Genomic DNA, 18,596 nt, shown 5'->3' with positions numbered 1-18,596 from the left:
GGGCTGCGCCGCGACGGCATCGGCAATCCGGCGCGGGCGCGGCAGGGGGCGTCTTCCGGCACGCCGGGAAACGCCCCCTGCCGCCTGCTAATCGTCGGGCCGCCTCCCTCTGGCCTTGACGGTGGCCCGCACGATCTTTCCGAAGGCGCGATCCTTCCTGCGCCTTTCGGGGTGGGACATGCCGAGAAACTCGGATTCCTTCTTGAGCTTCCGGTAGCTCTGCAGCTGGGCCGGGTCCAGCTCGCCCTGGGCGATGGCCCGCTGGATGGCGCAGCCCGGCTCGCCGGTGTGCGTGCAGTTGGCGAAGCGGCAGTTGATTGACGCGGCCTCGACATCGGCAAAGCTGGCGTCGAGGCCGTCGCCGACATCGAGCATGCCCAGTTCGCGCATGCCCGGCATGTCGATCAGCAGCCCGCCGTTTTCAAGCGCGATGAGCTGACGCCGGGTGGTCGTATGCCGGCCCTCGCCGGAGTGGCTCACCGCGCCGGTGGCCAGCTCCGATTGGCCAACCAGGCCATTGACGAGCGTCGTCTTGCCGACGCCGGAGGAGCCGAGCAGGCAGCAAGTCTGCCCGGGCTGGATCAGGTCGCGAACCGCCTCAAGGCCCTGCCCGCTCACGTTGCTGAGGGGGATGACGCGGGCGCCGATGCCTGCGCGGCGAATGGTCGCCAGCAAGTTGTCCAGCGTCGCCGGGGCGATCAGGTCGGTCTTGGTCAGCAGGATGACCGGCTCGATGTGCCCGTCGCGCGTCATGACGAGATAGCGTTCGAGTCGTCGCACGTTGAAATCGAAGTGGCAGGACTGGACGATGAAGGCCACATCGATGTTGGCGGCGATCATCTGGAACTCAGCGTTGCCGCCGGGGCGGCGCCGTCTCAGGAACGACGTGCGCGGCAGGATGCCGACGATGCTCGCGTGGGTGCCGGCGTCGTGATACGTCACGCTGACCCAGTCGCCGACGCAGGGCAGATCCAGCGGGGAGTCGGCGGCGTGGACGGCCCGGCCGGTGAGGCGTGCGGGCACTTCATGCGCCGCATGCCGGACGAGGTACTGGTCGCGATCGACCGCCGTCACCCGGGCGATGGCTTCGCCGGCGTGGGGCGTGTGAAATGAAGGGGCGGGCGCGTGGGAAGGGGCGGGTGCGTGGGCGCGCGCTCTGGGCCTGGAAGTGGTCATGTTGGAAAACCATGGGCAGTAATCTGAACGAACAGAAACGGCAGGCCACCAGCGGGCGGCACGCCAAACGTTTTTGATCGCGACAACCTGAATGCACCTGCCGGAGCAGGGATCGGGTTATCGGATTACTGCAAGCTCCAACATCCAGACCTCGATGAAAGACGCGCGCCGAATGTGGCTGCGCAAATCGATGTTAGCCACGGGGGCAGGGGAAATCAAGGAAGCTGAACGCCGCCCGAACGGGGCCGTTCAGGCGCTGGCGTCGGGCTGGCGGCGGCGGGCGAGGTAGGCGGGCCCGAGCTGTCGGGCGAGGGCTTCGGCGAGCAGCCAGATCTCGGGGTGGGGGCGGAAGCTGTCGCGCAGCTGCTTCCAGAGGGGCGAGGCCTTGTGGAGGAGTTCGTGGAGCAGGGTGTCGAGCAGATCCAGCGCGTCGTCGTCGGACAGGCGGGCGAGGTAGCGCGGGTTGAGGCGCAGGGTGTCGGAGTGCCAGCGGTACTGGCCGAGCACCCGGCCCGCCGGCGACAGGCGGCGGGTGCACTGGCGGCGCGGGATGCCCAGATCGGGCAGGTGTTCGCGCACCACGTCGAGGGCCAGATCGATGTCGCGCTGGGTCATGGCGGCGGGGTTCCGGCCCGGTCAGACGCCCCAGGTGACCGGCACCTTGTCTTTCAGGGAGCGTTCGAGCAGCTCGAGCAGCGGCACCGCGCGCTGGAAGAAGCTGACCGCGCCGCCCGGGGTCTTGGGCTCGTCGGCGCCGGCTTCGTCGTCGGGCTGTTCGGCCTTGCGGGCCTTGTCGGCGTCGATGGCGGCCTTGAGGGCGGCGATGGCGGCGGGCAGTTGTTCGACGGTGACGATGCCCTTGGGGTCGGCCGCGTCCTTGCCGAGCACGGTGAGCATTTCCTTGCCGTTCTTCTCGAACATGATGACGTCGCCGCTGGCGGGCGATTTGAAGACGATGAGCATGGCGGGCCGTCCTTGCAATGGAATGTTGCCATTGTAGCGCGTGGGAAAACCCGAACGGTCATCGCCGGTGGGCGGTGCTATCGTGCGGCTCCGAATCTTGTGGGCGCCCTCTCGTGGACAAAGGCAGAACCCTCGCCGGGATCGGCTTCGGCCTCGGTGCCTACGGCATCTGGGGTTTCTTTCCGCTGTTCTTCCGCCAGCTGGGCCACGTGAGCCCGGCCGACGTGCTGTGCAACCGCGCCCTGTGGGCGTGCGTGCTCGTGACCCTCGTCATCACCGCCAACCGGGGCTGGCGCCGGCTCGGCGCGGCGGCCCGCCACCCCGGCGCGGTGCCGCGGCTGGCGCTGGCGGCGCTGCTGGTGGGCGCCAACTGGCTGGGCTTTCTGTGGGCGGTGGACCAGCGCCTGGTGATCGCCGCGAGCCTGGGCTACTTCCTCACCCCGCTGGTCAATGTGATGCTGGGCCTGCTGGTGCTCAAGGAGCGCCTGAACGCCAAGGAGTGGCTGGCCGTGGGGCTGGCGGTGGCGGCGGTGGGCAACGAGTTTGCCGCGCTGGGCAGCCTGCCGTGGGTGTCGCTGTTCCTGGGCGGCACCTTCGGGCTGTACGGGCTGGTGCGAAAGCAGGTGCCGGTGGATGCGATCTCCGGCCTGTGGCTCGAGACCCTCACCATGCTGCCGCCGGTGGGCGCTTACGCCTTGTGGCAGGGCGCGCAGGGGCATGGGGTGTTCGCCGGCCACGACGGCACCACGCTGTTCCTGCTGGCCATGTCCGGGGTGCTGACGGCGCTGCCGCTGATGTTGTTTGCCGCCGCCACCCAGCGCCTCAATCTGGCCACCGTGGGCATGCTGATGTACATCAACCCGACGATGCAGCTGGTCACCGCGGTGTGGCTGTTCGGCGAGGATCTGCCGCCGGCCCGGCTCGCCACCTTCGCGCTGATCTGGATCGGGCTGGTGTGCTACAGCTGGAGCGGCTGGCAGAAATATCGGGCGGCTCCTAGGCTGAAAGTGCAGTGATGTGCGTGCGGACTGATAGAGTTTCGGGGTGATTAGGCCCGAGCAGCCTCTGACAATCGGGCAGGAGGGCGGTAAACAGAGCTAATGCCTGGGTTGTGTTGCCGAGCCGTGCTTTGCACTCTGCTACGTGGCGGCGAACTCCGAGAGTCTCTGGGTGATCCGGTCCAAGTATGCGTGTGCAGTCAAGAAGGAGTGATTCGAACAGTGAGAGTGTCTGATGCATCCCTACGGAGAAGTCATCTAAATGAAAAGCGTTCTCGGCTATGAGGCGGCGTCCCCAAAGGGGTGTCAAGCGGTCTAGCACCAGATTTTTCACTTGCTGAACGAACTGAGATCTGAGTTTGTGTAGATCAGTCGTCGTGCTTGGGGACCTTGTGTTCGTCGAGAGGGCTCTGGCGATCTGGCGGGCGCTTCGGGCGATGACGGCCGAGCGCAGGTATTCCTCTGTCGCTCTTGACAGCCACAGGATGTTGCCCATGTCGTCGATGTTGGCGGCCTGGATGGAGGCGGGGAAGGTCGGTTCATATGACGGGCCGAGAGGATCAACGAACACCGGGAAGATCCGCTTGCCCTGCTGCTTCGCCCGCTCGATCTCGGCCAGCGGATTCGGCCGGCCATCAGTGAGCTTGCCGGCCACGGCCACCAGCGCGTCGGCTTCGTCGAGCATCGCGGTGAGCTTCTCCTGCCAGGCGTCGCCGGCCATGAGGTCCATGTCCCAGGCCACGTCGATGCCTTCGGCGCGCAGCACCCGGGCGAGGGGGGCGGCGTACTGGCGGTATTCGTGGACGTAGGAGATGAACACCCGTGGCCGCGACTGGGGCGGGACGGGGTCTTGGGCGAGGGGCTCCGGTTCGGGCGTGGGCGGGCGACGCACGGGCGGGCGCAGGTTGGGGAGGGCGGCGTAGACCGGGCTGTCCACGGCCGGGTTGGCCATGGCTTCCTTGAGCCAGCGGGTGATTTCGGATTGCAGGCGCTGGGCTTCGGCGCTGTCCATTTCGTTGCCGCCATGCTTGTAGCGCAGGATGCGCAGCGGGGATAGCTCGGGCGGGGTGCGGTAGCCCGCTTCGGCGAGGAGCAGGGTGCTGCCGGGGCGCAGGCCATGGCGCAGGCCGAGCTGGATGAAGATGTCGGGCAGGCCGGCGGAGAGGTCGACGATGGCGAGGGGCGCGCGCAGGAGGAGGTCGAGGGCCTGTTCGGGCAGTTCGGCCGGGGCGTCGTCGAACCACACGCAATCGAGCCCGCTGGCCTTCACCGCGTGCTCGATCACCGCGAAGGATTTGTCCAGGTCGAGGCTGCGGCCGGTGAGGAAGTCGGTCTGGCGGGCGAAGCCCTGGATCACGTGGCAGGTGTTGGCGAGGTCGCCCGTGGGTGGGGGCGCTTCGGGCGCGTCGGCCGGTTGGAGCGTGGGCGGAGCGTCTAGACCGGAGGGGGCCCTGGTGAGCACGGTGAAGACCGGGTTGGCGGCGGAGTCGCCGGCCTGGAGCGGATCGACGACGAAGAGCTGGATCTTGGCGGCGAGCACTTCGCGGGCTTCGTAGCCGGGGTCGTCGGCCGTGCCGCGGGCCGGGTCGGGGTAGGTGAGCCTGACCGGGAGCCAGGCCGGCAGCGCCTGGCCGGGGAACTGCCGGTCGGCCACGACGAAGACGTTGCCGCGCCGCAGCGCGAGGCTGATGCCGGTGAGGTAGAGCGTCGCGGGGTCTTGCGCGCTGAGGTCGCAGATCACCAGATCGACGCTCAAGATGTCGCGGATAAGGCCTTGCCAGCTCTCGGGGAAGCCGCCCGGCAGGTCTGCCCGGAGGCAGTCGATGCCCGCCGCGGCGAGGGGCTCGCGGATGGCCTGGTAGGCGGCGTCCATGTCCAGTTCGCGCCCGGTGGCGCGGTCGATCCGGCGGCCCGCGGCCTGGATCGCGAGGCAGCGCCGGCGCGGGGGGGCGGCTGCGGGGTCGGGTTGCGGGGCGCCCGCCCGGTAATCTGCCAGCACTGCTTCCGGCGCCTTCAGCACGATGTCGCCCACCCGGATCTCGTCGTTGCCCAGGGCGCCCAGCAGGCGCTCGGCTTCGGCGTCGTTGCCGCTGGCGAGGGCGTCGAGGCCGCGGGCGTAGGCGAGGAGTTCGGGCTGGCCGGCGAGGGGCAGCTCGATGGCGGCGGCGAGGCCGCCCAGGCGCAGGGCCACGGTGCTGCCGTCGGCGTGGGTCTGGCGAAGGGCGTCGGCGAAGGCGTGGGCGGCGCTGGCGGGTTCGAGGAAGGCCAGGGCGACCCAGCGCTGGATGTCGAGGAATTCGGCCAGCTGCGGGTCGGCGGCGCGGCTGGCCTGGTGTTCGCGGGCTTCCACGTAGCGCCACAGCAGCTCGGCGATGCGCCGGATGCGCGGGCGCGGGTCGTGGCGGTAGAGGGAGCGCAGCATCACCAGGCAATGCCAGCGCACCTGGGCGTCGATGCGGTAGTAGCCGCCGCCCAGGGCGGTGGCGAGGGGCGAGAACAGCACGTCGGCCTCGAGGCTGGGGTCGGGCCCGTGGGTGGCGAGGAAGTTCACCCGGATGAGGTTGAGCAGATCCGGCCGCAGGGTTTCGGGCACCGCGGCGTGCATGAGCAGGAGCAGCGGGTCGCGGCCGTAGTCGGCGACGTACTGTTCCAGCGCGGCGTAGGCTTCGTGGGTTTCCAGCGGGCGTTGGCCGAGGGCGGCGGGATAGGGCATGGCGGTCTATTTGTTGCCGCGCAGGATGTCGATGGCGCGCAGCAGGTGGGGGGCGTCCACCGGCAGCATGGGCACCGGGCCGGCGGCGATGAGGCCGGCGGTGGTGCCGGCCCAGCGTTGCCGCGGCATGGGGTTGAGCCACACGGCGGTGGGGAACAGGCGCCGGGTTTCGTCGAGGAAGTCGGCGGTCTGGATGGCGCGGCGGCGGTTGAGGGCGCCCCGGGCGCTGCCGGCGTCGCTCACCACCAGCAGGGCGGCGCCGGCGTGGCGGCGCAGTACGTCGTCGCGGGGCTCGGGGTCGGTGAGGGCGGAGGTGGCGTAGAGGTGTCGGCGGGGCTGGTTGCTGAAGTAGCGCACTTCGGCCCGGGCCAGCCGGCCCAGGGGCAGGGAGCTGGCGAGGGTGGCGAGGAGGGGGCGCCACGGGTCCATGCTGGGGCTGGCGTCGGCGAGGATCAGCAGCCGGGCGCTGTTGCTGCGGCGGGGGCGGCACACCGGGCGGCACAGCAGGCCGCGGCGGCAGCGTTCGCGCAGGGTGGCGGCGAGGTCCATCTCGGTGCGCGGGCCGTGGCGGGTGCTGCGCCGGTAGCGGCGCCACAGCACGGCCATGTCCCGCGGGCTGACGAGGGCTTGGGGGGTGAGGACGTAGTCTTCGCCGATGGCGGGGGCGCTGGCGAGGCGCGGGATGAGCAGGCCGCTGCCTTCGCGGGCGGCGGCGAAGGCGACCCGGGCGCGCTCGGCCTGGGTGGCGCTGGCGTCGGCGGGAAGGCCCGGCGCGGGGGCGGGCGTGGTGCCGGCGCCGGGCAGGGCCGGGGGCCGGGTCGCCGGGGCGGTGGGCGTTCCGGCGGGTTCGGGGAGGGGGGTGTCGAGACGGTCGAGCTGGTCGTCGATGGCGGCGGCGAGGGCGTCGGGGGGCGCGGGCAGCACGTCGAACCAGCGGGCGATGAGGCGGCGTTCTTCGTCGCTGCGGCCCCACAGGGCGATGGCGAGTTCGCGCAGGGCGGCGCGGCTGCCCTGGCCGAAGCCCAGGCGCAGGGCTTCGAGGCCGTCCAGGTAGTCGCGCACGCCCACCGGCACGCCGGCCGCCTTGAGTTCGCGGAACAGCCCCAGCAGCAGGGGCGGCAGGGTGTCGCTCACCGGCGGGCCTCGTCGTCGGTGCGGGCGCGGTAGCGCTCGATGTCCTGGCGCACCTTGAAGAGGATGGCCTGATCGACGGCGTCGAGGGCGTCCACCGACACGGCTTCGGCCTTGCGGCCCTGCCAGTGGAGCACGCGCACCCAGTCCACCAGCTCGGAGGTGGCGGGGGGTTTCTGCATGCCCAGCTCGCGGCCGCGCTCGCGGATGCGGCACAGGCGCTCGACGGCGCCGGCGATGAGTTCGTCGCCGATGGCGTCGCCGTGGGCGGCGAGGTTCTTGCGGACGATCTCGGCGAGCATCGCGGGGTCGGTGGGGAAGTCGAGCTGGACGTACAGGCAGCGGCGCAGGAAGGGTTCGGGGAGCTGCTTTTCGCGGTTGCTGGTGATGAGCACGATGGGGCGCACGCCGTCTGCCGGGCCGGCCACGTGGCGGCCGTGGCCCCGCGCCGCGCGGCAGGCGTCGTCCTCGGTGCGGGGCAGGTCTTCGATGTCGAACTCGAAGCGGTCGAGCACGTCGAGCAGATCGTTGGGGAAGTCGATGTCGGCCTTGTCCACCTCGTCGATGAGCACCACCTGGGGCTTGCCTTCGCGGATGGCGTGGCCGAGGGGCTCCAGCTCGATGTAGGGGTGCACCTGGCGGGCGGCGGTGTTGGCGGGGTCCTGGGCGTCCTGGAGGCGGCGCAGGGCGTCGAAGCGGTAGAGCAGGTCGCGGGCCTGGCTGGTGCTCTTGACGGTCATCGCGGTGAGGCCGACGCCCAGCTCTTCGGCGATGGCGGCGGCGAGGCGGGTCTTGCCGCAGCCGGCTTCGCCTTCGACCAGCAGCGGGCGGCCCAGGCGGATGGCGAGGTTGACGATGGTGGCGGTGTGGGGCGCGGCCACGTAGTGGGCGGCGCGGGTGCCGGTGAATTCGGCGTAGGCGGGGGTGTGGGGCACGGTGGCGGTCCTCAGCGGGCGCGGCTCTTCCAGAAGCCGTGGCGGTTCAGTCGGTCAAAGACGTTAGGCGGGTTGCCGTCGGGGGTGGTGGCGTAGTCGGCGATGCTGCGGCGCTCGTCGTCTTCCACGAACACCTTGGCGCTCTTGCGGATCTCGCCGAGCCAGTCGCGTACCTGGCGGGCGGTGATGGGGGCGAGGGGCGGCAGGGCGACGATCTGGCGGTAGTCGAGGTTGCCGGCGCCGGGGTCGTCGGCAACGAAGCCGGGCTCGGGCGGGTCGGCGAGGGGGGCGTGGTCGGCGACGAAGCACAGCAGGCGGCCTCCTCCGACCGCCGCCGGGCGGCTCGCGAGGGCGTCGCGCAGGGGTTGCCAGAAGCGCCGGTGGAACAGCGCGAGGTGCCCGCCGGCGTGCCCGACGCTGCGCAGGATCAGCACCACCGAGCGCTTGGCCAGCCGGGCGGCGAGGAGGCCGGCGAGGGCGTCGACGGTGGGCTCGCCAAGCAGGGGTTCGCCCAGCTGGCTGCACACCCAGCACACCAGGGATTCGGCGCTGTCGGGTTCGTCGGCCTGGCCGCAGCAGACGTCCATGCCGTCCCACAGGTCGTCGCTGCCGCGCAGGTATTCGATGAATTCGGCCTGGCCGTGGTTTTCGGGGCCGTGGATGAGGAAGGCGGCGGCCCGTTCGGTCGGGCGGGCCTGGAAGGCGTCGATGGCGTCGAGGAGGGCGTCGATCTGGGCCTTGCGGCCGATCCGCCCAAGCTCGCCCCGGTCGATGTCGCCCGGGGCCTGGAAGCGGCCGCGGCGGGCCTTGCGCAGGACGTGGAGATCCCAGTTGGCGATGCAGAAGGCGGCGCGGGTCTCCAGTTGCCGCTGGTTGTCGTAGAAGACCTGGATGCGCCCGTTGGAGGCCCATTGGTCGACGCGGGCGAGAAAGGCGCGCTGGGCGGCCCGGTCGGCCTCGGCGTCGGCGGGGGGCTGCTGGTCGTGGAAGCGGGCGGCCTGCTCGCGCAGGTGCTGCTCGGCCTCGGTGCCGGGGCGGGGGCGCAGCACGAAGATCGGCGCTTCGCCCTCGCCCCAGCGGTTCACCGCCCAGCGGAACTCCAGCTCGGTGATGGAGCAGCGCTGCAGCGGAGGCGTCCAGCCGTAGCGGAAGCCGAAGAGCCCCAGGTAGGCGTGGCACTCGTCCACCTTGCGCTTGCACACCGGCTCGACAAAGTGGCCGCCCTCGGCCCAGTTCTCCTGGAGGAAGATCTTGGCGTGCTCGATGTTGTCTTCGATGAAGTCGCGCACGGCTTCCCGGTAGGTCTTGCAGTCCTGGGCGGTGGCGCTCAGGAAGATCTGCCGGATTTCCGGGAGGTCGGCTTCGTGGGGCATGGCGCGGCGGGCGGCGGGGGGAAGTTGTGCCTGCCCTGAAGAATATGCCAGCCTGCGCCGCTGTGCCACGGGGCCGGGGGACTTATCATCGGGCCATCACTTTTGGGAGAGGGTAGCACCATGCGGATCGGCATCGACCTGGGCGGCACCAAGATCGAGATCGTCGCCCTTGGCGACGGGGGCGAGGTGCTCGCCCGGCGCCGGGTGGCAACCCCCCAGGGCGACTATTCGGCCACCCTGGCGGCGGTGGTCGGGCTGGTGACGGCGGTGGAGGGCGAGCTGGGCCGGCGCGGCAGCGTGGGGGTGGGCATGCCGGGGGCGCTGTCGCGGCGCACCGGGCTGGTCAAGAACGCCAACTCCACCTGCCTGATCGGCCAGCCCCTGCAGGACGACCTGGCCCGGCTGCTGGGGCGGCCGGTGCGGCTGGCCAACGACGCCAACTGCTTTGCCCTGTCGGAGGCGGCCGATGGCGCCGCCGCCGGGGCCGACGTGGTGTTCGGGGTGATCCTGGGCACCGGGGTGGGCGGCGGGATCGTGGTGGGCGGGCGGGTGCTGGAAGGCCCCAACGCCATCGCCGGCGAGTGGGGCCACAACCCGCTGCCCCTGCCCGCGGGCGTCGATCTGCCGCTGCCGGCCTGTTACTGCGGGCGCGCGGGCTGCGTGGAGACTTATCTCTCCGGCCCCGGGCTGGCGGCGGATCACCGCCGGATGGGCGGCGCGGCGCTGTCGCCGGCGCAGATCGTCGCCGCGGCCACGGCGGGCGAACCGGCCGCCACGGCCACCCTGGCCCGCTACGCCGACCGGCTGGCGCGGGCCCTGGCGGGGGTTATCAACCTGCTCGACCCGGACGTGATCGTGCTGGGCGGCGGGCTCTCCAACATCGAAGCGCTTTATCGGGAAGTGCCCCGGCGCTGGGGGCCGCACGTGTTTTCGGATGCGGTGGCCACCCGGATCGTGCGGGCCGTTCATGGCGACTCGTCGGGCGTGCGGGGCGCGGCCTGGCTCTGGCCGGCTTGACAGGGGGACTGTCGGGCGCAAAATGGGCGACGTTTGATTTTGTGGCTTTATATTTCAGCTCGATGAATGCGTCGATAAACGCCGTTTATGTCGGAAGCCTCCGCCCCCTGCCGCCGGAAGGGCAGCAGACCGGCATCTTCAAGTTCCCGGTGAGCGGCCCGGTGGCGGTCGGCCCGCAGGGGCTGGCGGGGGACGCGCAGGGCGACCGGCGCGTGCACGGTGGCCCCGAGAAGGCGGTGCATTACTACCCGGCGGAGCACTACGCGGCGCTGGCCGCCCGGGTGCCGGCCCTGGCCGCGCAACTGGTGCCCGGCGTGCTGGGCGAGAACCTGTCGGGCGTGGGCCTGGTGGAGGCCACGGTGTGCATCGGCGACATCTACGCCGCGGGCACCTGTCGCCTGCAGGTGAGCCAGCCGCGCCAGCCCTGCTGGAAGATCAGCCACCGCCTGGGGCACGACCCCATGTCGCGGCTGATCGCCGACCTGGGCTGCACCGGCTGGTACTTCCGGGTGCTGGCGCCGGGCCTGGTGGGCGCGGGCGACAGCCTGACGCTGCTGGAGCGACCGGCCCCGGGGCTGACCCTTGCCCGCCTGTGGGCGGCTCACACCAGCCACCGTCCCGACGCCGCCGAGCTGGCCCGGCTGGGCGCTGCGCCGGGGCTCAACGCCGACTGGGCGCGCCGTTTGCGCGACCGTGCGGCATGGTTGCTTGACTCTACCGGCCGCTAGGCTAAAACAGGAACTCGGTCCGCCCGACCGTAACACGAGACCCCGAACATGTCGCCACGCCCCGCCCTGCCCGATTCCGCCACCCCGTGCCCGTTGCCCCTCGCCGAACTCCTCGGGCGGGTGACGCTGGCCCAGGTGGACGTGGCCCAGCGCCTGTTCTTCCTGTCGTCCCGGCTGACCCTCGGGCTGGTGGAGAGCTACTGGCGGAAGCACATCCAGCGGGGGGACGAAACCTTCTACGCGGCCGATCGGGCGGAGATCGACGACCGCGTGGCGCTGCTGATGGAGGCGGGCAGCGAGGGGATCGTGACGATCCTGCGGGCCTACATCGAGGATTTCACCCAGGCCCAGATCTGCTGCGTCGAGTCGAGCTTGCGGCCGGCGGGCGAGGGCGAGGCGGTGGCGGGGCTGCTGCCGTTTGTGCTGCCGTGCCCGCTGCCCGGCGTGGGTGCGGGCCGGGCAGCGCTGCGCGTCAGCGCAGGGGAATGACCAGCGACGGCAGGCCGATGGTGATCGCCGGCGCGGCCGGGTAGGCATAGACCGGCGCAGGCCGATAGACCACCGGGCGATCCACCACCACCGGCGGCGCGGCATAGACCGGCGCCGGGGCGTAGGTGTAGCCGTAGCCGCCCCACCGGGGGGCATGGCGATGGTGCCGGTGATGGCGCTCTTCCCAGCCCTCGTGGCCCCAGCCGCCTCCGCCGTGGGCGCTGGCGGGGGCGGACAGGCTGAGGGCCAGGCTGCCGAGCAGGGCGGCGGCGACGGTCCGGCGGATGTCTTTCATTTGGGTTCTCCTCGGTGGGCAGGCGCGCTGCCTGGATCGCGTCGAGGATAGCCGGCGCCGGCCGGCCCGTTGCCGTGGAGTTGTAAGCAAACCTGCGGGCACGCGCGGCGCCGGGCCCGGTGGGCCGGGCGGGGCGGCGAGGGGGGCTTACATTTTGTCGCCGTCGCGGTGCTGCTGAAGGTGGTGGATGGCCACCAGCCGCTGGCGCCAGCTTTCGATGGCGGCGGCCAGGGCGATCTGGCTGATGGGCTTGGGCAGGTAGTCGTCCATCCCGGCGGCGAGGGCGGCGTCCCGTTCCTCGCTCATGGCGTCGGCACTCACCCCGACGATGTAGGTGTCGATGCCCCGTTCGCGCAGGGCGCGGGTGGCGGCGAGGCCGTCCATCCGCGGCATGCGGGCGTCCATGAAGATCAGGTCGAAGCGGCCTTCGTCGCAGCGGGCGAGGGCGTCTTGGCCGTTGGCGGCGAAGACGATGTCGGTGGCGCCGAAGTGTTCGAGCATCCGGGCGATCACGGTGCAGTTGATGGGGTTGTCCTCGGCCACCAGGATGCGGGTGCCCTTGCGCAGGATCGGCCGCGGCGCGGTGCGGGCGGGGCTGTTCTCTTCGCCGGCGCCCACGTCGAGGCGCAGGGTGAACCAGAAACAGGAGCCGCGGCCTTCCTGGCTGTCCACCCCGATCTCGCCTTCCATCAGGTCGCACAGCATGCGGCAGATGGACAGGCCCAGGCCGGTGCCGCCGTAGCGGCGGGTGGTGGACATGTCGGCCTGCTCGAAGGGGGTGAAGATCATGCGGCACTTTTCGGGCGAGATGCCGATGCCGCTGTCGGTGACCCGGGCGTCGAGCCGGACCCGCCCGTCGTGGCGCTCGCCCACCGCCACCCGCACGTCGATGTGCCCGCGGGCGGTGAACTTGAAGGCGTTGCTGACGAGGTTGACCAGGATCTGCCGCACCCGCACCGGGTCGCCCACCAGCAGCTGGGGCACGTCGCTGGTCACCGCGGTGGAGAAGGCCAGGCCCTGTTCGACGGCTTTCTGGCGGAACAGCTTGTCCACGTCGGTGACGACCTGACGCAGGTCGAAGGGGATCCGTTCGAGGTTGAGCTTGCGGGCTTCGATCTTGGAGTAGTCGAGGATGTCGTTGATGATCGACAGCAGGGCCTCGCTGCTGGACAGGATGGTGGCGATGTAGTCCCGCTGCTCGTCGGTCTGGGGGGTCATGCGCAGGAGCTGGGCCATGCCGATGATGCCGTTCATCGGGGTGCGGATCTCGTGGGACATCATCGCCAGGAAATCGCTCTTGGCCTTGCTGGCGGAGGTGGCGGCGTCGCGGGCGGCGATCAGGGCCTGCTCGGCCCGGTGGCGTTCGGTGACGTCGGTGATGCAGAACACCCGGCCGATCACCTCGTCGTCGTGGCGGGCGGGGCGGGAGCTGGCCTCGAAGATGCGCCCGTCCCGCAGGGGCAGGGTGTCGAAGGTCTCGCTGGGGTCCTGGCTGTGGGTGGTGAGGAGCGCGCGCAGGGCGGCGGGGTCTTGCACCGCGTCGATCAGGTGCGCCAGGATGGCTTCGTCGTCGTGGCGGGCGAGCAGGCTTTCGGGGAGCTGCCACAGGCCGGCGAGGCGGCGGTTCATGTTCACGATGCGGCCGTGGCCGTCCAGCACCAGGATGCCGTCGGCGGTGGCTTCGAGGGTGGCCCGCAGGCGCGAGCCCATCGCGGCCAGGCCGCCTTCGGCGCGGCGCTGGGCGCCCACGTCCACCGCGCACACCAGCACGCCTTCGGGCAGGCGGCGCACGGTCTTGCGGGCTTCCAGCAGGGTGCCGTCGGCGCGCCGGTAGAGGCCCTCCATGGTCTGCTCGTCGGTGATGCCGCCGGCCCGAACCTCTTCCCAGAAGAAGATGTCGGACAGGGCGCACTCGATCTCGGTGATCGGCAGCCCGACCAGGGTCTCCGCCGGCCGGCCGAGGAGGCGGCCGCTGGCCGGGCTGGCGGCGAGGATGGCGAGGCTGGCCGGGTCTACCAGCAGCAGGATTTCCCCGGCGGCGTCGAGCAGGATGTCCTGGTAGCGGCCGTTCATGGTCTGCGCCCCGGCCGGGCGTCGGCGTCGAAGTAGTAGGTCACGCGCTTGCGGGGGCTGAGGTATTCATAGACGTCGGGCGGCAGGTGAACCGGGCGCAGGGCCTTGGCGATGTTGATGTCGGGCTCCTGTTCGAGGTCGAGCATGATGGCCTCGTCGCGGGGGATGTCGGGGTCGAAGACGGTGACCCACGGGCGCAGGGGGCGCGCCGGATTGACCGACGAGACGAGGGCCAGGGCGTCGTTGGACAGGCGCACCACCGAGCCCGGCGGATAGACGCCGAGGCTGCGGATCATCACCTGCAGGGCCTGCACGTCGAACTTGGCGCGGCGCTGGGCGAACATCAGCGAGAGGGCCTCGTGGGGGGTGAGGGCCTTGGCGAGGTCGCCCGGGTTGCACAGGTTGTCGTAGTAGTTGACCAGCGACACCAGCCGGGCGAGGGGGTCGATCTGCTCGCCCTTGAGGTGGCGCGGGTAGCCGCTGCCGTCGGCCAGCTCGTGGTGCTGGGCGATGATGCGCAGCACCGGATCGGGCAGGCCGATCTGCTTGCCCAGACGCACGCCGTATTCGCAGTGCAGCTCGCGCAGGTTGCGTTCGGGGGTGGTGAGTTCGTGCTTCGCCCGCGCCACCCGCTCGGGGATGTCGGCGAGGCCCACGTCGTGGAGCAGCGCGCCCACCCCCAGGAGCTGGCTCTGGCTGCGGGTGAAGCCCAGATCCTTGGCCAGCATCATCGCCAGGATGGAGACGTTGAGGCCGTGGAAGTAGGCGTCTTCGCCGGCGGCGTGTTCGCCCATCACGTGGAGGGCGGCTTCGGGACGGTCGAGGAAGGCGACCACCATCTGATTGACCAGCTCGTCCACCTCTTCGAGGCATTCCTTGGGGCGGGCGAAGAGGTTCTTGTTGATGCTGCGCATCACCCCGGCGGCCTTCACGAAGGCTTTCTCCACCTCGATGACCTGACGCTTGCGTTCGGCGAGGCGGGCGATGCGCTCGCGCTTGGCGGCCAGGGCTTCGCTGGCGCTGAGGTCGTCGTCGGCCGGCGGCGGCGCCGGCGGGGTGGGGGCGGGGGCCGGCGCAGTGCCGCGGGGCTGCACGTCGGAGCGCTCGGGGTCGTAGCGGAAGCGGGTGACGCCCAGCTCGCGCAGGGTCTTGAGCTGGTCGGCCGAGCGGATCTTGAAGCTGTTGAAGCTGAACGGGTGGCTGAACCAGGGCAGTTCGAGGTGGACGAACAGGCCGACGCACAACTGCTCGGGCGTGACGAGGTGGTCCTGGGAGGGCTCGGGCGGCATGGTTCGGGCAACGGGGGAAGATGCCCCTTTTTCGGCGGGGGCTCCGGGAAGTTTAGGGCGTCGCCGCGCCGGGGCGCCCGCCGGTTGCCGGCCCGACCGCGCTATCGACCGCTCAGCGCGGGTCTCCGGCCGCGGCAGGGCGCGAGGGGCGGGCGTTCCAGCCAGCGCAGCAGGGTGATGAAGAGCCGGTCGGGGTTGGCCGGTTTGGGGATGAAGTCGTCCATCCCGGCGTCGGCGCAGGCCCGGCGATCTTCGTCGAAGGTGTTGGCGGTCATCGCGACGATGGGGGCGTGGGCGCTGGGGCCGTTGCCGGCGCGGATGGCGCGGGTGGCGGTGAGGCCGTCCATCACCGGCATCTGGATGTCCATCAGGATCAGGTCGTAGGCGGTCTTGTTGCACAGCCGCACGGCCTCGGCGCCGTCGGGGGCGAGATCCACCTGCAGCCCGAGTTCTTCGCGCAGCAGCTCGAGGGTGACTTCCTGGTTCACCCAGTCGTCCTCCACCAGCAGCAGGCGGCGGTGGCGGTGCTCGCAGCGCAGCCGCCGCTCGGCTTCGGCGGCGGTGCTTGCCGCGTGGGGGGCGGGCGGGGTGGCTTCGGGCAGCACGCCGATCCGCAGGGTGATCCGGAAGGTGCTGCCGTGGCCCGCTTCGCCGGTCACGTCGATGTCGCCGCCCATGAGCCGGGCGAGCCGGCGGCAGATGGCGAGGCCCAGGCCGCTGCCGCCGAAGCGCCGGGTGGTGGAGCCGTCGGCCTGCTCGAAGGGGCTGAAGATGCGCTCGCGGTCGGCCGGCGGGATGCCGATCCCGCTGTCCTGCACCTCGATGGCGAGCAGGGCGCCGCTGGCCTGGACGTCGGCGAGGCGGGCGCGGACGACGATCATCCCGCTGCCGGTGAATTTGACCGCGTTGCCCACGATGTGGCCAAGCACCTGCTGCAGGCGCAGCGGGTCGCCGATCAGCGGGCGGGTGGCGAGGTCGGGGTCGATGTCCAGCTGCAGCCCGAGGCCCTTGCCCTCCAGGCTGGGGCCGACCAGCTCGAGCACCCGCCCGACGACCTCGCCGATGGCGAAGCGGTTCTGCTCGATGGGGATGCGCTCGGCGTCGACGCGGGCCAGCTCGAGCACGTCTTCGAGCTGCCGGAGCAGGTGGTTGGCGGCGTTGGCGATCTTGTCGAGGCGGTCCTGCTGGGCGGGGTCGTTGTTGTTGCGGCGCAGCAGATGGGTGAGGCCGATGATGGCATGCATCGGGGTGCGCAGCTCGTGGCTCATGTTGGCGAGGAAGCTGCTCTTGGCGCGGTTGGCGGCTTCGGCGGCCTCCTTGGCCACGGAGAGGTCGGCGGAGCGGGCGGCGACAAGCTCTTCCAGGTGCAGCCGGTGGCGGGTGAGTTCGGCGTCGGCGGCCCGGCGTTCGGTGATGTCGCGCACGCAGGCGTAGAGGTAGTCCTGCCCCTCGGTGCTGACCAGGCTGGCCGACACCGCCACCCCGATCTGGCGGCCGTCCCGCCCCCGGTGGGTGGATTCGAAGACCTCCGCGCCGGTGGCCCACACCTTGGCCCACAGGGCGTGCCAGCAGGCTTCGGTGATGTCGGGGTCGATGTCGGGCACGCGCAGGGCGAGCAGCTCGTCGGCGGAGTAGCCGAGCAGCCGGCAGGCCGCCGGGTTGACCCGGGCGATGCGGGCGTCCGGCAGCACCCAGAAGGCGGCGTCGGGGGATTTGTGGATGGAGACGGTGGCGAGCGCCAGCTCGCGGTTCTTGGCGGCGAGGTCGGCGGTGTGGCGGTCCACCTGGCGCTGGACGATCCAGTTGCGGCCGGTGAGGCCCAGGAGCAGCGCCTGCAGCAGGGTGGTGAACAGCAGCCCGGCGACGCCGACCGCCCAGGCGTTGAGGGAGCGTTGGGATTCGAGGTAGCGCTCGTCGGCGGTCACCTGGAGCAGCCATTCCCGGTCGCCGAAGTGGAGCTTGCGCTCCCAGCTGCGTTCGGGGTGGGCGGCGCTCGGGGCGGCGCCGCCGTTGTCCAGGCGGCGCACGCTGCCGATGGCGTAGGGGTCGACCAGGGCGACGCTGAGGCCGGGCGGCAGGGTGTCGCGCAGCATGCGGTCCACCAGCTGGCCGACCCGGATCACCGCCACCGCGAAGCCCTGCGGCGCCGGCTTGCCGGCCAGACGCACCGGGGCCAGGGCCAGCACCGCCGCCTGGTTCTCCTGGACCAGCAGCACCGGGGCGGTGACCGCGATGCCGGTGCGCTGGACGAGGGCCCGGTTGACCGCGTCCCAGCGGATCGCCTCGGAGGCGATGTCGAAGCCGACGGCGCGCTGGTTGGCGGGCAGCGGCGCGATGTAGGTGACGGGCACGAAGGCGTCGCGCCGGCTGGCGGCCTGCAGGCTGCCGTCGAGGTTGCGCTCGGTGATGCGGAACTCGGGGCGGCCGAGCTGGCGCCCCATCGCCGCCTCGAAGCCGGCCCGCTCGCCGCTGGGCACGTAGGCGTTGTAGCTGAGGGCGAAGATGTCCGGGCTGTTCTGCAGCGTGGCCCGGGTGAAGGCGTTGAAGCGGGCGTCGGTCAGCTCGGGGGTGACCTCGATGAAGCTGCGCAGCGACAGCAGCGCCTCGCGGTGGCTCAACAGGCGGTCGCCGATGCGCTGGTGGATGCGCGTGCCGTCGCTCTGCAGGCGTAGTTCCAGCTCGTTGCGTTCCCAGCGGGTGGCGGTGTGGAAGGCCCCCGCCGCCAGCGCCAGGGTGATCGAGATGGGCACCACCATGCGCCGCCGGCGGGCCTGCCAGAGCGGGTCGTCGGGGAGCAGGAAGCACAGGGTGAGCGGGGCGAAGGTGAGCACCCCGAAGGTGTCGCCGGCGAACCACGACCACCACGCGAAGGGGAGCGCCGCCCGGGGCAGCACGCCCGCCAGGAACAGGCTGAGGATGCCCACCGAGGCCGACACCAGACAGGCTACCGGGCCGCCCAGCAGCAGGAAGCGGAACACCGCCGGGGCGTTGTCGAGGGTGCGCCAGGCCTCGCCCTGCCAGCGCCGGATGAGGATCCGGCCGAGCCAGGCCTGGGCGGTGGCGCCGCTGGCGATGGTCATCGCCGCGACCAGATCGGCGGCTGTCAGCGCGGCGTTGTTGAGGGCCAGCAGCAGGTGCAGCGCCACCGAGCCGAGCCACACCCCCGGCAGCACCGCCGCCCCCAGGTGGAGCACCACCGCCAGCGCCAGGCCGGCCGCGGGGAACACCGGGCTGGCGTATCCGCCGGCCACCGCGAGCCCGGTGGACAGCCAGCCGAGGGCCACATAGGCGAGGCCGATGAGCAGGTTGTTCGCAGGGAGGGAGCGGGTGGGCAGGGACAGGGGCATGGTCCGGTCAAAACGGGTTCTTACCGTCGACGGCTCGACGACAGGGAGCCTTTATACGGGAACTGCAAA

General features: G+C 71.3%; 15 protein-coding genes. 4 read left to right on the top strand and 11 right to left on the bottom strand.

Annotated elements, in window-relative coordinates; translation table 11 throughout:
- Nucleotides 1–87 precede the first annotated feature (87 nt).
- From rsgA to ACE3N6_RS11250, 3 genes are all read right to left on the bottom strand, one after another.
- Entirely contained in the window at nucleotides 88–1,176 is a 1,089-nt protein-coding gene (gene rsgA / locus ACE3N6_RS11260) for a ribosome small subunit-dependent GTPase A (protein ID WP_374245814.1), read from the bottom strand.
- 249 nt (nucleotides 1,177–1,425) lie between these two features.
- Nucleotides 1,426–1,791 carry a hypothetical protein gene (locus tag ACE3N6_RS11255; protein WP_374245812.1) on the bottom strand — a complete coding sequence of 122 codons (366 nt, stop codon included), beginning with the start codon at nucleotides 1,789–1,791 and terminating at the stop codon, nucleotides 1,426–1,428.
- A 21-nt stretch (nucleotides 1,792–1,812) separates the two neighbouring features.
- Entirely contained in the window at nucleotides 1,813–2,139 is a 327-nt protein-coding gene (locus ACE3N6_RS11250; RefSeq protein WP_374245810.1) for a DUF1840 domain-containing protein, read from the bottom strand.
- A gap of 113 nt (nucleotides 2,140–2,252) precedes the next feature.
- Here ACE3N6_RS11250 and rarD point away from each other — a divergent pair, with 113 nt between their 5' ends.
- On the top strand, nucleotides 2,253–3,155 hold the full coding sequence (rarD, locus tag ACE3N6_RS11245; protein ID WP_374245806.1) for an EamA family transporter RarD: 903 nt from the start codon (nucleotides 2,253–2,255) through the stop codon (nucleotides 3,153–3,155).
- Here the strand turns inward: rarD and ACE3N6_RS11240 are convergent.
- The 4 genes from ACE3N6_RS11240 to ACE3N6_RS11225 are packed head-to-tail and all read right to left on the bottom strand — an operon-like array spanning nucleotide 3,136 to nucleotide 9,289.
- Complete coding sequence (locus tag ACE3N6_RS11240) at nucleotides 3,136–5,850, bottom strand: TIR domain-containing protein (protein WP_374245804.1); 2,715 nt, start codon at nucleotides 5,848–5,850, stop codon at nucleotides 3,136–3,138. The two genes, rarD and ACE3N6_RS11240, sit on opposite strands and share 20 nt — an antisense overlap.
- Nucleotides 5,851–5,856: 6 nt before the next feature.
- Nucleotides 5,857–6,984, bottom strand: coding sequence for a VWA domain-containing protein (locus tag ACE3N6_RS11235; protein ID WP_374245802.1), 1,128 nt, complete (start codon nucleotides 6,982–6,984; stop codon nucleotides 5,857–5,859).
- The gene (locus ACE3N6_RS11230) at nucleotides 6,981–7,916 is read right to left on the bottom strand and encodes an AAA family ATPase (RefSeq protein ID WP_374245800.1); all 936 of its coding nucleotides are present in this window, start codon (nucleotides 7,914–7,916) and stop codon (nucleotides 6,981–6,983) included. Before ACE3N6_RS11230 ends, ACE3N6_RS11235 begins: the two co-directional genes overlap by 4 nt.
- A gap of 11 nt (nucleotides 7,917–7,927) precedes the next feature.
- Nucleotides 7,928–9,289: a DUF4062 domain-containing protein gene (locus tag ACE3N6_RS11225; RefSeq protein ID WP_374245798.1), complete on the bottom strand. Its 1,362-nt coding sequence runs from the start codon at nucleotides 9,287–9,289 to the stop codon at nucleotides 7,928–7,930.
- Nucleotides 9,290–9,409: 120 nt separating this feature from the next.
- Between ACE3N6_RS11225 and ACE3N6_RS11220 the strand changes: the two genes are divergently transcribed.
- The 3 genes from ACE3N6_RS11220 to ACE3N6_RS11210 all read left to right on the top strand — a co-directional run bounded on the left by ACE3N6_RS11220 (nucleotide 9,410) and on the right by ACE3N6_RS11210 (nucleotide 11,523).
- The gene (locus tag ACE3N6_RS11220) at nucleotides 9,410–10,306 is read left to right on the top strand and encodes an ROK family protein (RefSeq protein WP_374245796.1); all 897 of its coding nucleotides are present in this window, start codon (nucleotides 9,410–9,412) and stop codon (nucleotides 10,304–10,306) included.
- Between the two features lie 62 nt (nucleotides 10,307–10,368).
- Nucleotides 10,369–11,034 (top strand): MOSC domain-containing protein, encoded by a 666-nt coding sequence (locus ACE3N6_RS11215; RefSeq protein WP_374245794.1) that lies wholly within the window; start codon nucleotides 10,369–10,371, stop codon nucleotides 11,032–11,034.
- A 48-nt stretch (nucleotides 11,035–11,082) separates the two neighbouring features.
- Entirely contained in the window at nucleotides 11,083–11,523 is a 441-nt protein-coding gene (locus ACE3N6_RS11210) for a hypothetical protein (RefSeq protein ID WP_374245792.1), read from the top strand.
- Here the strand turns inward: ACE3N6_RS11210 and ACE3N6_RS11205 are convergent.
- From ACE3N6_RS11205 to ACE3N6_RS11190, 4 genes are all read right to left on the bottom strand, one after another.
- Nucleotides 11,507–11,818, bottom strand: coding sequence for a hypothetical protein (locus ACE3N6_RS11205; protein ID WP_374245790.1), 312 nt, complete (start codon nucleotides 11,816–11,818; stop codon nucleotides 11,507–11,509). The two genes, ACE3N6_RS11210 and ACE3N6_RS11205, sit on opposite strands and share 17 nt — an antisense overlap.
- Before the next feature lie 147 nt (nucleotides 11,819–11,965).
- On the bottom strand, nucleotides 11,966–13,891 hold the full coding sequence (locus ACE3N6_RS11200; protein WP_374245788.1) for an ATP-binding protein: 1,926 nt from the start codon (nucleotides 13,889–13,891) through the stop codon (nucleotides 11,966–11,968).
- Nucleotides 13,888–15,180 (bottom strand): HD-GYP domain-containing protein, encoded by a 1,293-nt coding sequence (locus ACE3N6_RS11195; protein ID WP_374245786.1) that lies wholly within the window; start codon nucleotides 15,178–15,180, stop codon nucleotides 13,888–13,890. The genes ACE3N6_RS11200 and ACE3N6_RS11195 overlap by 4 nt, the downstream gene beginning before the upstream one ends.
- Nucleotides 15,181–15,281: 101 nt before the next feature.
- Nucleotides 15,282–18,527 carry a CHASE domain-containing protein gene (locus ACE3N6_RS11190; protein WP_374245784.1) on the bottom strand — a complete coding sequence of 1,082 codons (3,246 nt, stop codon included), beginning with the start codon at nucleotides 18,525–18,527 and terminating at the stop codon, nucleotides 15,282–15,284.
- Between the last annotated feature and the right edge of the window lie 69 nt (nucleotides 18,528–18,596).

The organism is Zoogloea sp. (assembly GCF_041904905.1).
In the GTDB taxonomy this organism is placed as follows: domain Bacteria; phylum Pseudomonadota; class Gammaproteobacteria; order Burkholderiales; family Rhodocyclaceae; genus Zoogloea.
Note: the sequence above shows the minus strand (reverse complement) of the source record. Positions and strands in the feature narration are given on the sequence as shown.